The sequence below is a fragment of the Klebsiella sp. JN_Kp126 genome (genome assembly GCF_033843325.1).
Classification (GTDB): Bacteria; Pseudomonadota; Gammaproteobacteria; order Enterobacterales; family Enterobacteriaceae; genus Klebsiella; species Klebsiella michiganensis.
In genome coordinates, this window is record NZ_JAWXQV010000005.1 from 1 (window position 1) to 14,032 (window position 14,032).

The following is a 14,032-nucleotide window of genomic DNA, read 5'->3' on the forward strand; positions in this document are numbered from 1 at the left end:
GCATAATTCCCCGGAGGCGATGCTGCGCATCTGTCCGGGCTACCATCCCGCAGACCGCGGTATACCTGTAGCCCGGCTAAGCGCAGCGCGAGCCGGGGATGTCAGGCGGCACATCAGCGCTTAATAATCATCGCGCTCATCGTCCTCATCCGGCTGCTCCATCACGCTATAGGCCACCGAGCAGAACAGTGAATTCAGACGCTTCATATCGCCCAGCAGCGCCAGGTGCAGCGTACTGGTCTCAATACTCTGCACGTTTTGCTGATGCAGGCGGTCAACGTGGGCATGCGAGTAACGACGGTTCATGATACGAAAACGATGCTTGCTGCGGCGCAGGCGGCGGGCGCTCGGCACGTCGCCGGAGAAGAAGACCGACATCGCCAGCTGCAGATTGCTGAGCAGCTGCTCGTAGAGGGCATCCAGCTCTTTTAATCCCTCCATGGAGAACGCGCGCCGCGCGGCCAGCGATTTATCGGCGATCTCGCTGCCCATTCTTTCGACGATATCCGAAGCCTGCTCGAGGTTAAGCGCCATTTCGATAATTTCCGCCCAGCGGCGGGACTCCTCATCCGCCAGCTCCTCTTTCGGCATCCGCGCCAGATAGAGCTTAATGGCGGTGTAAAGTACGTTGATATCGTCCGCCATCCGCCGCAGCTCTTTCTCCTCACGCGGCTCGCCGTGCATCACTTTATGCAGGCTTTCCAGCATCTGCTCCATGGCATCGCCAATACGCAGGGTTTCGCGGGCGGCATTGGCCAGCGCCAGGGCGGGCGTATCCAGCGCCGAAGTATCAAGATGCTTCGGCTTCAGCCGCGCGTCCAGCTCGGGCTCATCGCGAATCAGACGCTTACAGAGGTTAGCCATGGGGCCGGCAAACGGCACCATGGCGATACAGCGGATCAGGTTGTAGAAGACGTGGAAATAGATAACCAGTTCGGATTTTTGCAGCGGAAGCTCATCCATGACGTTTGCCAACAGATGCACAAACGGCAGGATAATCAGGCTACCCACCAGCTTAAACAGCAGGCTGCCGAGCGCCACGCGGCGCGCAGCGGCATTGGCGCCGCTGTTGTTTAGCATGGCCAGCAGCCCGGATCCGAGGTTGGCGCCGATCACCAGGCACAGCGCCACCGGAAACGAAATCACGCCGGTGGCGGTTAACGTTGCGGTCAGCAGCACCGCTGCCAGGCTTGAATAGCTGATGATGGCAAACACCGCGCCGATCAGCGCATCCAGCATAATATCGCCGGTCAACGAGGCGAAAATCACCTGTACGCCGTTAGCCTGGGTGATGGGATGCACCGCCTGCACGATCAGCTCCAGCGCCAGCAGAATCAAGCCCAGACCAATCCCCACGCGCCCGAGCTGGCCCGCGCGCGTTTGCTTGCGCCCAAGGAAGAAAATCACGCCGATAAAAATCAGCAGCGGCGAAAGCCAGGACAGATCGAAGGTCAGCACCCTCGCCATCAGCGCAGTACCGACGTCAGCGCCCAGCACCATCACCAGCGCAGGGGCCAGCGCCACCAGATCCTGGGCGACAAAAGAGGTGACCAGCATGGTGGTGGCGTTGCTGCTCTGCACCAGCGCGGTAACGCCGATCCCCGCGCAGAAGGCGAGCGGTTTTTTCTCCACGCTGCTGCTGAGTACGCTTCGCAGACGAGCGCCGTAGACGCGCATCACGCCGGTACGGACGATATGGGTGCCCCACACCAGTAGGGCGACGGCGGACAACAGGTGTAGCAGAGTTAACACGGAATCAGCTTCTCCTTATATTTATTCGTTCCCGAAACTCATAAACCGTTACAGGCCGGATAGCGCTTCGCTTATCCGACGGCAACGATCGCAAGCTTCCTTCAGTATAAGGGTTTACGCACAATAAAGAGACAGGGCGCTCATTGAGCGCCCTGTTAGTTGTAAGGAAAGATAACGGTTTGGTGGATCAGTCGGCATCGTAACCGAGGTTCGGCGCCAGCCAGCGCTCCACTTCCGCTACGTTCATCCCCTTACGCAACGCATAGTCTTCCACCTGGTCCCGCTGAATTTGCGCTACCGCGAAGTATTTGCTGTCCGGATGGCTGAAGTACCAGCCGGAAACCGATGCGCCGGGCCACATGGCAAAAGATTCCGTCAGCTTCATGCCGGTGCGTTTTTCCACCTCCAGCAGTTCCCAGATCGTCGCCTTTTCGGTGTGCTCCGGGCAAGCCGGATAGCCCGGCGCCGGGCGAATTCCCTGGTAGTTCTCGCGGATCAGCTCCTCGTTGCTGAGGTTTTCGTTCGCCGCATAGCCCCAGTAAACCTTACGCACCCGCTCATGCAGATACTCGGCAAAGGCTTCCGCCAGGCGGTCGGCAATCGCCTTCACCATAATCTTGTTGTAGTCATCGTGCTGCGCTTCCCAGGCGTCGGCCAGCGCGTCTTCCTCAAGGCCGCCGGTCACCGCAAAGGCGCCGATATAGTCCGCCTTCCCCGACAGCTTCGGCGCGACAAAATCCGCCAGGCAGTAGTTGGCAAAGCCGACTTTCTCCGTCTGCTGGCGCAGATGATGCCCCACCGTCAGCACGTGAGTCCGGGTTTCATCGCGATATATTTCAACATCGTCGCCGACGCGGTTAGCCGGGAACAGCCCCACCACGCCGCGCGGATTCAGGGCCTTCCCGGCGCTGAGCTTATCCAGCAGTTCGTTGGCGTCTTTAAACAGGCGCTGCGCCTCTTCGCCGACCACTTCATCTTCCAGAATGCGCGGATACTTACCGGCCAGCGACCAGGTCATAAAGAACGGCGTCCAGTCAATATAGTTACGCAGGGTTTCGATACTGGCCTCAACCTCATGCACGCCAAGACGATGGGCCACCGGCGGGGTGTAGCTTGCCCAGTCAAAGGCCAGGTCGTTATCGCGCGCGGCCTCCAGCGTGACCGGCGGGGTGCGCGGCTTTTTACGCCCGTGCTGAATACGTACCGTTTCGTATTCTTTGCGGGTACGGGCGACAAAATCATCGCGCTGGCTATCGGACAGCAGCGCGGCGACCACGCCAACGGTGCGCGAGGCGTTCTGCACGTAGACCGTCGGCCCACTGTAGTTCTGCTCGATTTTCACCGCCGTATGCGCTTTCGAGGTGGTTGCGCCGCCGATCAGCAGCGGAATAGTAAAGCCCTGACGCTCCATCTCCTTCGCCACGTTGACCATCTCATCCAGCGACGGCGTAATCAGCCCGGAGAGGCCAATCAGGTCGGCGTTAACCTCGCGAGCGGTTTTCAGGATTTTATCCGCAGGCACCATCACGCCAAGGTCGACGATTTCGTAGTTGTTACACTGCAGCACCACGCCGACAATATTCTTGCCGATGTCGTGAACGTCACCCTTCACGGTGGCGATGACCATCTTGCCGTTGCTGGAACCTTTCTCTTTGCTGGCCTCAATATAGGGTTCGAGGTAGGCCACCGCCTGCTTCATGACGCGGGCGGATTTCACCACCTGCGGCAGGAACATTTTCCCTTCACCGAACAGGTCGCCGACCACGTTCATGCCGTCCATCAGCGGCCCTTCGATAACCTCAATCGGACGCGCGGCCTGCTGGCGGGCTTCTTCGGTATCGAGCTCGATAAATTCGGTAATGCCTTTAACCAGCGAGTATTCGAGGCGTTTTTTGACGTCCCAGCTGCGCCATTCCGCCTGCTGAGCGTTGGCGGTATCGTCGGTTTTGCTGCCGCGATACTTTTCCGCCAGATCGAGCAGGCGTTCAGTGCCGTCATCGCGGCGGTTCAGAATCACATCTTCAACCGCATCGCGCAGCTCGGCGGGAAGGTCGTCGTAAATCGCCAGCTGGCCGGCGTTAACGATGCCCATGTCCATGCCGTTGCGGATGGCGTAGTAGAGGAATACCGCGTGAATCGCCTCGCGCACCGGGTCATTGCCGCGGAACGAGAACGACACGTTAGAGACGCCGCCGGAGATCAGCGCGTGCGGCAGTTCGCGTTTGATATCTTCGCAGGCGCCGATAAAGTCCTGGGCATAGTTGTTGTGCTCTTCAATCCCGGTCGCCACGGCGAAAATATTCGGGTCAAAGATGATGTCTTCCGGCGGGAAGCCCACCTCTTCGGTGAGAATTTTGTACGCCCGGCGGCAAATTTCAATTTTCCGCTCGCGGGTATCGGCCTGGCCCACTTCATCAAAGGCCATCACCACGACGGCGGCGCCGTAGCGGCGCACCTTTTTCGCATGCTGGATAAACGGCTCAACGCCCTCTTTCATGGAAATGGAGTTAACGATGCCTTTACCCTGAATACACTTCAGACCCTTTTCGATGACCTCCCATTTGGAGGAGTCGATCATAATCGGCACGCGGGCGATATCCGGCTCACCGGCGATCAGGTTGAGGAAACGCGTCATCGCCGCTTCGGCGTCGAGCATCCCCTCATCCATATTGATATCGATAATCTGCGCGCCGCTTTCCACCTGCTGGCGCGCCACATCCAGCGCTTCGTTATATTTTTCTTCTTTAATCAGGCGTTTGAATTTCGCCGAGCCGGTAACGTTGGTGCGTTCGCCGACGTTCACAAACAGGCTGTCATCGCCGATATTCAGCGGCTCAAGGCCGGAAAGACGACAGGCGACGGGGATTTCCGGCAGCTGGCGCGGCGGCAGGCCGGCCACCGCGCGGCTCATGGCGGCGATATGTTCCGGCGTGGTACCACAGCAGCCGCCGACAATATTCAGGAATCCGGCTTCAGCCCATTCGCGAATTTGCGCCGCCATCGTGTCGGCGTCCAGGTCGTATTCGCCAAAGGCGTTCGGCAGACCGGCGTTCGGGTGGGCGGTAACGTAGCATTCGGCGATACGCGACAGCTCCTGCACGTACTGGCGCAGCTCATCCGGCCCCAGGGCGCAGTTGAGGCCAAACGTCAGCGCATCGGCGTGGCGCAGCGAGTTATAAAAGGCTTCGGTGGTCTGGCCGGACAGCGTGCGCCCGGAGGCGTCGGTGATGGTGCCGGAGATCATAATCGGCAGATCGACCCCCAGCGCTTCAAACTCCTCTTTAACCGCAAAGATCGCCGCTTTGGCGTTGAGGGTATCGAACACCGTCTCAATCAGAATCAGATCCGCCCCGCCTTCCACCAGCGCTTTGGTGGATTCACGATAGGCTTCCACCAGCCCGTCAAAGGTGATGTTGCGGAAGGCCGGGTCGTTGACGTCGGGAGAAATGGACGCCGTGCGGTTAGTCGGGCCGAGGACCCCTGCGACGTAGCGCGGTTTTTCCGGCGTGCGTGCGGTCCAGGCATCGGCGCTGGCGCGGGCCAGTTTCGCCGCCACAAAGTTGATTTCCGCCGACAGGGATTCCATCTGGTAATCCGCCATCGCGATGGTCGTCGAGTTAAAAGTGTTGGTTTCAATGATATCCGCCCCGGCCGCAAAATAGGCATCGTAGATAGCGGTTATCACATCCGGCTTGCTGAGAACCAGCAGGTCGTTGTTGCCCTTCAGGTCGCACGGCCAGTCGGCAAAGCGCTCGCCGCGAAAGTCCTGCTCACTCAAACGGTAGCTCTGGATCATGGTGCCCATGCCCCCATCCAGAACCAAAATACGTGCTTTTAACTGCTGATGCAGTTGCTCAACTTTGCTGCTCACACTCGCTCCCGACAACGCTCAACCAGACCGAAAAAACTCAACAGACCATACTGGCACAAACCGAAGGGGTGGAAAAGAGAACAGCGGGCAAGATGAGACATGTTCAGCTTCACTCATCCGATCAGTCGGGTAGTGATTGCATTATCGCCAAATAAAACGAAAATCATTTCCACGATACAGAAAAAAGGAGTCCGCGATGGCGACCCCCGCTCCCGCAAAACGCGGCAGAAAACCTGCCTCCCCCGCCGCCGCTCCGGCCGGCGGGCAAGTTCAGTCCCTGACCCGCGGACTGAAGCTGCTCGAATGGATTGCTGAATCCCACGGCAGCGTGGCGCTGACCGAACTGGCCCAGCAGGCCGGCCTGCCTAACTCCACGACTCACCGCCTGCTGACGACCATGCAGCAGCTGGGTTTTGTTCGTCAGGTCGGTGAACTGGGCCACTGGTCGGTGGGCGCCCATGCTTTCGTCGTCGGCAGCAGCTTCCTGCAAAGCCGTAATCTGTTGGCGATCGTCCATCCGATTTTGCGTCAGCTGATGGAAGATTCCGGTGAAACGGTTAACCTCGCGGTGCTTGACCAGAGCGATCATCAGGCGATTATTATCGATCAGGTGCAGTGTACGCAGCTGATGCGTATGTCGGCACCGATTGGCGGTAAGCTGCCGATGCACGCTTCCGGCGCCGGAAAGGCGTTTCTGTCGCAGCTAAGCGAAGAGCAGGTTACCGGCCTGCTGCACCGTCAAGGTCTGCACGCTTATACCCATGCCACCCTGGTATCGCCGGTACATCTGAAAGAGGACCTGGCCCAGACGCGTAAGCGCGGCTACTCGTTTGATGACGAAGAACACGCGCTGGGCCTGCGCTGCGTAGCGTCGTGTATTTATGATGAACATCGTGAGCCGTTCGCCGCCATCTCCATTTCCGGGCCCATTTCCCGCATTACCGATGACCGCGTGACCGAGTTCGGCGCGATGGTGATTAAGGCGGCGAAAGAAGTGACGCTGGCCTACGGCGGAGTGCGCTAAATGAGCGATCTGAAATCCTACTGGCAGGATAAATACCCTTCTGCTTTCTGCTGGTCTTTCGGCGATTCACCGGCGCTGGCCGACGAGCTGGCTGCCCTGGTTATCGCCGGGAAGAAACGCGGCACCTGCGGCTCGCTTGCCAGCTATCAGCAGGAGCAGCCGCCCGTGACGCCGGGGGCGTATCACATTGTGCTGGACGGCAAAGGGAAAGCCGTCTGCGTGATACGCACCCTGACCCTCAGGCTCATTCGCTTTAACGAAATGAGCCCTGAGCTCGCCGCGCTGGAGGGCGAAGGTGATTTAAGCCTCGCTTACTGGCAATCGGCGCATCAGGCATTCTTTGAACGCGAAGGCACCTGGGCGCCGGATATGGAGCTGGTGTACGAAGAATTTGCCGTTATCGAAGCAGCCTGAAGCAGGCCATCGGCTATCCCGCCTGCTTCAGGTCGCCGTAGCGCACGCTAAAACGCTGACGGCGGCGATAGGCATAGACGTCTTCCACGTGGCCGTTGCGGATACGCGTTTGCAGCTCCCGCCAGTAGTCGGCGCGCAGCAGGTCGGCGTGCATCTCTTCAAATAGCGGTCCGATGCGCGGGTCAGCGCACAGCCAGTGGCGAAACTCTTCCGGAAAAACATCGCCAGGCGAGACGCTATACCAGGGCTCGCTGGCAAGCTCATCCTCCGGGTAGCGCGCCGGCGGGATCTCGCGGAAATTCACCTCCGTCATATAGCAAATTTCATCGTAATCGTAGAACACCACCCGGCCGTGACGCGTGACGCCAAAGTTTTTAAATAGCATATCGCCGGGGAAAATGTTGGCGGCGGCCAGCTGACGAATGGCGTTGCCGTACTCCTCTACCGCATCGCGCAGCGCCGGACCGTCCACCTGCTCCAGCCAGATATTCAGCGGCACCATCCGCCGCTCGATATAAAGATGGCTGATCGCAATCCGATCGCCGAGATCGGTAATTTTCGCTCCGGCTTCGGTTTGTAACAGGGCCATTAGTTCGGGCGCAATTTGCCGTTTCTCCAGGACGAAGTTCTCAAACTCCTGGGTATCGGCCATCCTTCCCACGCGGTCGTGCTCTTTGACCAGCTGATAGCAGGCGCGCACGTGGGCGGCGGTCATCTCTTTCTGCGGCGCAAAGCGGTCCTTAATGACTTTAAATACCCGGTCAAATCCCGGCAAAGTAAACACCAGCATCACCATGCCGCGAATCCCCGGCGCTTCAATAAATTGCTCATCGCTGCGGGAAATATAGTGCAGGTATTCCCGATAGCTCTCGGTTTTCGCATGCTTCTGGCAGCCAATCGCCATGTACAGTTCAGCGGTGGTTTTCCCCGGGAGAATCTCGCGCAGCCACTCGACCAGCGCGCCGGGTAGCGGCGCGTAAACCATAAAATAGGAGCGGGCGAAGCCAAAAACGATGCTGGCTTCGGCATGCGTCGTCAGACAGGCGTCGACAAACAATTCGCCTTCATCGGTGCGATGGATTGGCAGAAGAAAAGGCAACGTCGCCATCGGCGTAACCAGTTTGCCTACCAGCCAGGCCGCCTTATTGCGGTAAAACAGTTCATTCGCCACCTGCAGGTACGAGCGGGAAAGCAGCTCGCTGCCGAGCGCCTCCTGCAGGCAAGCGGTGATATAACCGATATCGCGCGCGCTGTTTTGCCACGGCAGACGGAGAGGAAGATCGGATAACACTTTGCGTAATAGCGTGTCCCAGCCGCGCTCGGGGAAGAAATCTTTGGCCAGCGGGCGCGGGATGGCGCGTAAGCGCCGCTCTGGCTGAGAGCTGAAAATAAAAAGCCGCTCGGGAGTCAGCGAGCGGTGGTCAAACAACCGGCAATAAACGGAATTGAAAAAGCTCTCCGCAATTTCGAAACGAGGGTAATCCGGCAGCAGGTGGGTATAGTGTTCTTTTACCCGCAGCAAAAAATCGGTATCGGTATTTTTACCATCGGTAATGCAGCGCAGCTGCTCGACGACCAGGCCGACATGGTGATCGTAGAGATGAATACGCTGCTTCATCGCCTGCTGGACGGCATGCCAGTCAGCCTGTTCAAAGCGCTGCTGGGCGCCGGAAGTCACTTCAAGAAAACGACCGTACTGGGCGTCAAAACCCTGCAAAATAGTTTGAGCAATCAATAATTCCAGGCCACGCGTCATCTCTTCCCCCTCACCCATCCCTCTCCCCCGGAGAGAGGGAGAGGGGGAAATTATCAGAACTGATCTTCTTCTGTAGAGCCGGTTAACGCCGTGACTGACGAGGCTCCGCCCTGGATAATGGTGGTGACCTTATCGAAGTAGCCGGTGCCGACCTCCTGCTGATGAGAGACAAAGGTGTAGCCATCTTTAGCCGCCGCGAACTCCGGCTGCTGGACCTTCTCAACGTAGTGCTTCATCCCCTCGCCCTGGGCGTAGGCGTGGGCCAGGTCGAACATGTTGAACCACATGCTGTGAATACCGGCCAGGGTGATGAACTGATACTTGTAGCCCATATCCGACAGCTGCTGCTGGAAGCTGGCAATGGTTTTATCATCCAGCTTTTTCTGCCAGTTAAACGACGGCGAGCAGTTGTAGGCCAGCAGTTTGCCGGGATATTTCGCGTGGATCGCGTCGGCAAAGCGCTTCGCCAGCTCAAGGTCCGGGGTAGAGGTCTCACACCACACCAGGTCGGCATAGGGCGCGTAGGCCAGCCCGCGGCTGATGGCCTGTTCGATACCGGCATGGGTACGGAAGAAACCTTCGCTGGTACGGTCGCCGGTAATGAACTGGCGATCGTAAGGATCGCAGTCTGAGGTAATTAAATCCGCCGCATCGGCGTCAGTGCGCGCGATCACCAACGTCGGCACGCCCATGACGTCCGCCGCCAGACGCGCGGCGACCAGTTTCTGAATCGCCTCTTGCGTGGGAACCAGCACTTTGCCGCCCATATGGCCGCATTTTTTCACCGATGCCAGCTGGTCTTCGAAGTGTACGGCCGCTGCACCGGCCTCAATCATCGATTTCATCAGCTCAAACGCATTAAGCACGCCGCCAAACCCCGCTTCCGCATCGGCGACGATCGGCAGGAAATAATCGGTATAACGCGGATCGTTCGGCTCAATGCCCGCAGACCACTGGATCTGATCCGCGCGGCGGAAGCTGTTGTTGATCCGATCGACCACGGCCGGTACCGAGTTCGCCGGATAGAGCGATTGATCCGGATACATGCTGGAGGCCAGGTTGGCGTCCGCTGCGACCTGCCAGCCGGAAAGATAAATCGCTTCAATGCCCGCTTTCGCCTGCTGCAGCGCCTGACCGCCGGTCAGCGCGCCCAGGCTGTTGACGTAGCCTTTTTTCGCTTCCCCGTGCAGCAGTCGCCACATCTTTGCCGCGCCCAGCTGCGCCAGAGTACATTCCGGGTTGACCGAGCCGCGCAGCTTCACCACATCTTCGGCGCTGTATGGGCGAGTAATGCCTTCCCAGCGCGGATTCGTCCACTCTTTGTTTAATTCTTCGATTTGTTGGGTACGGGTTTTCATGTGCAGATGCTCCATATTGTTGTGTGGTGAATTAGGCCAGAAGGCGGTAGCCCGGCAGGGTTAAGAAATCAATCAGCTCGTCGGAGGTGGTGATCTGTTCCATCAGGCGAGCGGCTTCATCAAAACGCCCGCTGCTGTAGCGGTGCTCGCCCAGTTCGTCCTGAATCACCCGCATCTCTTCGGCCAGCCACTGGCGGAACAGCGCTTTGGTAACCGGTGTGCCGTTACTGAGGGTTTTCTCATGGTGGATCCATTGCCAGATAGAGGTACGGGAGATTTCCGCCGTCGCCGCATCTTCCATCAGGCCATAAATCGGTACGCAGCCGTTGCCGGAAATCCACGCCTCGATGTACTGCACCGCCACGCGAATGTTGGCGCGCATGCCCTCTTCGGTTCGTTCGCCCTCGCAGGGAGCCAACAGCTGTTCAGCGGTAATCGGCGCATCGTCTTCGCGGGTAACGGACAGCTGATTTTTGTTCTCGCCCAGTACGCCGTTAAAGACGGCCATCGCGGTGTCAGCCAGCCCGGGATGCGCGATCCAGGTACCGTCATGACCGTTATTCGCCTCCAGCGATTTGTCCGCTTTTACCTTGTTCAGCACCTGGTTGTTTCGCTCGGCATCTTTGCTCGGAATAAAGGCCGCCATGCCGCCCATCGCAAACGCGCCGCGCCTGTGGCAGGTCTTAATCAACAATCGCGAGTAGGCGCTGAGGAAAGGCTTGTCCATCGTCACCACCTGGCGGTCCGGCAGAACGCGATCCGGATGATTCTTCAGCGTTTTGATATAGCTGAAGATGTAGTCCCAGCGCCCGCAGTTCAGACCCACAATATGGTCGCGCAGGGCGTGCAGAATTTCGTCCATCTGGAATACGGCGGGCAGCGTTTCGATCAGCAGCGTGGCTTTGATGGTGCCGCGCGGCAGCTCAAAACGGTCTTCCGTAAAGCTAAATACTTCACTCCACCACGCGGCTTCCTGCCAGGCCTGAGTCTTCGGCAGATAGAAATAGGGGCCGCTGCCTTTTTCCAGTAACGCTTTGTAGTTGTGGAAGAAATAGAGGGCGAAGTCGAACAGACTGCCGGGAATCGCTTCCCTGCGCCACGTCACGTGTTTTTCCGGCAGATGCAGACCGCGCACGCGGCAGATCAGCAGCGCCGGGTTCGGCTTGAGCTGATAAATCTTGCCGGCTTCATTGGTGTAGCTGATGGTGCCGTTAACCGCATCGCGCAGGTTAATTTGCCCATCAATGACTTTGCTCCATTCGGGCGCCAGTGAGTCTTCGAAATCCGCCATAAAGACTTTTACATTCGCATTGAGCGCATTGATGACCATCTTGCGCTCTACCGGACCGGTAATTTCTACCCGCCGATCCTGCAAATCGTCCGGAATGCCGCGGATCGTCCAATCACCGTTACGAATGGAAGCTGTTTCCGAAATAAAATCTGGAAGCTTGCCGTTATCAATTGCCTGCTGCTGCTGGATACGCGCGGCCAGGAGTTTATTGCGCTCAGGCGTAAAGCGGCGCACCAGCTCGGTCAGAAATTCTACGGCCTCAGGCGTTAAGATTTGCTTCTCCTGGTCGCCATATGGCTGGCTAAAAGCCAGTTCGTCAGTGATTGTCGCCTGCTGCGTCATGTGCTGCTCCTCTTGGTTGATCCAGTTGGCGCGAACGTAAGATCGTTGTGTAGTTTTCGTTCAGCACAATTAAGACTACGCATTTATTTTTCAAAATCAAAAACAATTTCCATTTTTAATTTAATTATCATTTAACCTATTGATAACAATATAAATAAAGTTTAATTACAATATGAGCTGCGTTTCGGAAATAAAAAAGGCACCCGAAGGTGCCAGAGGCAAAATGCTGAAACGCTTTAGGATCGCGTTGTGTAGAAGATTAATCCAGAGTCGGATTCATATGGCGTAGATCGTATGGCGTGATCTGGTAGACGTAATAATTCAGCCAGTTGATAAACAGCAAATTGCCATGGCTTCGCCAGGTGGCGCGCGGTTTGTTCCGCGGATCGTTCTGCGGGAAATAATTATGTGGAACCTGCGGATCGAGACCCGCTTCCACATCGCGGAAGAATTCGCTGGCCAGGGTGTTCGCGTCATATTCCGGGTGACCGGTCACGAAGGCGATGCGCTTATCTTTGCTGGCGAACAGGTAGGCGTCGCCCTCTTCCGTTTCCGCCAGGATCTCGAGGTCGGTGTAGTCGCGTATCAGCGCCGCCGGGAAATCGGCATAGCGCGAGTGCGGGGCCAGAAAGCTATCGTCAAAGCCGCGGGTTAACAAGGCATGAGGTTGCAGGATATGGTGTTCGTAGACCCCGGAAATCTTCTCAGAGCGGGTCTGTTTAGGGATACCGTAGAGGATATTGAGGGCTGCCTGTACCGCCCAACAGACAAACAGCGTTGAGGTAACATGATCTTTAGCCCATTCCAGCACCTGTTTTATCTGCGGCCAGTAGGCAACGTCATTAAATTCAACCAAACCTAAAGGTGCACCGGTAACAATCAGGCCATCAAAGTTCTGATCGCAAATATCTTCAAAGTTGCAGTAGAAGTTGTTCAGGTGTTCCGCCGGAGTATTACGTGATTCGCGGGCATCGATGCGCAACAGCTGGATATCAAGCTGCAGAGGAGAGTTGGAAAGCAGTCGCAAAAACTGATTCTCAGTCTCGATTTTCTTCGGCATCAGATTAAGGATGAGCACCTTCAGCGGGCGGATTTCCTGAGTCGTCGCGCGAGTTGTCGTCATCACAAAGACGTTTTCATTACGCAAGAAATTGACGGCCGGTAGCTCGTCCTGCACCCGAATTGGCATAACTTTATTACCTCATAGCATACGTATAAACGTTTAGACATCCAGACAGCTGAAGATACCCAGGAATAAGGTGAATGTCGAGCCTGCAGGTGCAGGGTGAGAAAATTTCACGGAGACATTTGAGTTAGAATATAAGAACAAAGAAAAGGAGCAAATATGGTTATTAGTATCCGCCGTTCACGGCATGATGAAGGGAAAAAACTGATTGCGATCTGGCGTCGGTCGGTCGATGCAACGCACGATTTTTTATCAAAAGAGTATAGAGCGGAACTGGAAGATCTGGTGAGCGCGTTTTTACCCGAAGCGCCGCTGTGGGTCGCGGTGACGGAGAAAGACGAGCCGGTCGCCTTTATGCTGCTTACGGGGGAACATATGGATGCGCTATTCGTTGACCCTACGGTCCGCGGCTGCGGCGTGGGTAAGCTGTTGATTGAACACGCGCTGACGTTAGCGCCCAAACTGACGACCAACGTTAATGAGCAGAATGAACAAGCGGTCGGATTTTATAAGAAGATGGGCTTTAAGGTGACAGGCCGTTCTGAGACGGACGATCTTGGAAAACCCTATCCGTTATTGAATTTGGTACATGAGTAATGAAGTAAGACCGGATAAGGGTAAACCGATGTCCGGTCGGTTCAGACGACAAAAACGCAAAAAGCCCATCCGTCAGGATGGGCTCTTCACTTGTTTGATGCCTGGCAGTTCCCTACTCTCACATGGGGAGACCCCACACTACCATCGGCGCTACGGCGTTTCACTTCTGAGTTCGGCATGGGGTCAGGTGGGACCACCGCGCTAGTGCCGCCAGGCAAATTCTGTTGTCAGAAACGAATCTTTTACACCGATGCTGCGTTGGCTGCATTCGTAAAGTCAGTTACATACTACAGTATGCTCCTTCCTTTACTTCATTTGCCGCCTTGCCTCAGCGTAAAATCTTTCGTTCCCGAAAATCTGTAATCTAAGCTGAAAATCTCTCAATCCGCCAAAACATCTTCGGCGTTGTAAGGTTAAGCCTCACGGTTCATTAGTACCGGT

The 14,032-nt window shown here is 56.8% G+C and carries 9 protein-coding genes and 1 rRNA gene; 3 read left to right on the forward strand and 7 right to left on the reverse strand.

Annotation, left to right across the window (positions count from 1 at the left end; genetic code table 11):
• Nucleotides 1-120: 120 nt before the first annotated feature.
• A complete protein-coding gene (locus SIK97_RS00315) occupies nt 121-1,752 on the reverse strand; it encodes a Na/Pi cotransporter family protein (protein WP_009651734.1) in 1,632 nt (543 codons plus the stop codon).
• 187 nt (nt 1,753-1,939) lie between these two features.
• On the reverse strand, nt 1,940-5,623 hold the full coding sequence (gene metH, locus SIK97_RS00320; RefSeq protein WP_057174070.1) for a methionine synthase: 3,684 nt from the start codon (nt 5,621-5,623) through the stop codon (nt 1,940-1,942).
• A gap of 196 nt (nt 5,624-5,819) precedes the next feature.
• Between metH and iclR the strand changes: the two genes are divergently transcribed.
• Both iclR and SIK97_RS00330 read left to right on the forward strand, forming a co-directional pair.
• A complete protein-coding gene (gene iclR / locus SIK97_RS00325; protein ID WP_004097706.1) occupies nt 5,820-6,647 on the forward strand; it encodes a glyoxylate bypass operon transcriptional repressor IclR in 828 nt (275 codons plus the stop codon).
• Nucleotides 6,648-6,656: 9 nt separating this feature from the next.
• Nucleotides 6,657-7,061, forward strand: a complete 405-nt coding sequence (locus SIK97_RS00330) for an ASCH domain-containing protein (RefSeq protein ID WP_086074014.1) — start codon at nt 6,657-6,659, stop codon at nt 7,059-7,061.
• Between the two features lie 13 nt (nt 7,062-7,074).
• On the opposite strand, the gene aceK is transcribed toward SIK97_RS00330, so the two are convergent.
• From aceK to metA, 4 genes are all read right to left on the reverse strand, one after another.
• Nucleotides 7,075-8,817: a bifunctional isocitrate dehydrogenase kinase/phosphatase gene (aceK, locus tag SIK97_RS00335; RefSeq protein ID WP_032747464.1), complete on the reverse strand. Its 1,743-nt coding sequence runs from the start codon at nt 8,815-8,817 to the stop codon at nt 7,075-7,077.
• Nucleotides 8,818-8,870: 53 nt separating this feature from the next.
• Entirely contained in the window at nt 8,871-10,175 is a 1,305-nt protein-coding gene (gene aceA, locus SIK97_RS00340; RefSeq protein WP_004097699.1) for an isocitrate lyase, read from the reverse strand.
• 31 nt (nt 10,176-10,206) lie between these two features.
• The gene (gene aceB / locus SIK97_RS00345; protein WP_004097698.1) at nt 10,207-11,808 is read right to left on the reverse strand and encodes a malate synthase A; all 1,602 of its coding nucleotides are present in this window, start codon (nt 11,806-11,808) and stop codon (nt 10,207-10,209) included.
• 259 nt (nt 11,809-12,067) lie between these two features.
• Nucleotides 12,068-12,997 (reverse strand): homoserine O-acetyltransferase MetA, encoded by a 930-nt coding sequence (metA, locus tag SIK97_RS00350; protein WP_057173412.1) that lies wholly within the window; start codon nt 12,995-12,997, stop codon nt 12,068-12,070.
• A gap of 156 nt (nt 12,998-13,153) precedes the next feature.
• Here metA and SIK97_RS00355 point away from each other — a divergent pair, with 156 nt between their 5' ends.
• On the forward strand, nt 13,154-13,591 hold the full coding sequence (locus tag SIK97_RS00355) for an acetyltransferase (RefSeq protein ID WP_009651731.1): 438 nt from the start codon (nt 13,154-13,156) through the stop codon (nt 13,589-13,591).
• Nucleotides 13,592-13,690: 99 nt separating this feature from the next.
• On the opposite strand, the gene rrf is transcribed toward SIK97_RS00355, so the two are convergent.
• A 5S ribosomal RNA gene (gene rrf, locus SIK97_RS00360) occupies nt 13,691-13,806 on the reverse strand.
• Between the last annotated feature and the right edge of the window lie 226 nt (nt 13,807-14,032).

What these genes read in the sequence shown, in the direction of transcription:
- metA (WP_057173412.1), bottom strand. Translation starts at nt 12,997, where the DNA reads ATGCCAATTCGGGTGCAGGACGAGCTACCGGCCGTCAATTTCTTGCGT.
- aceK (WP_032747464.1), bottom strand. Translation starts at nt 8,817, where the DNA reads ATGACGCGTGGCCTGGAATTATTGATTGCTCAAACTATTTTGCAGGGT.
- aceB (WP_004097698.1), bottom strand. Translation starts at nt 11,808, where the DNA reads ATGACGCAGCAGGCGACAATCACTGACGAACTGGCTTTTAGCCAGCCA.
- SIK97_RS00355 (WP_009651731.1), top strand. Translation starts at nt 13,154, where the DNA reads ATGGTTATTAGTATCCGCCGTTCACGGCATGATGAAGGGAAAAAACTG.
- iclR (WP_004097706.1), top strand. Translation starts at nt 5,820, where the DNA reads ATGGCGACCCCCGCTCCCGCAAAACGCGGCAGAAAACCTGCCTCCCCC.
- aceA (WP_004097699.1), bottom strand. Translation starts at nt 10,175, where the DNA reads ATGAAAACCCGTACCCAACAAATCGAAGAATTAAACAAAGAGTGGACG.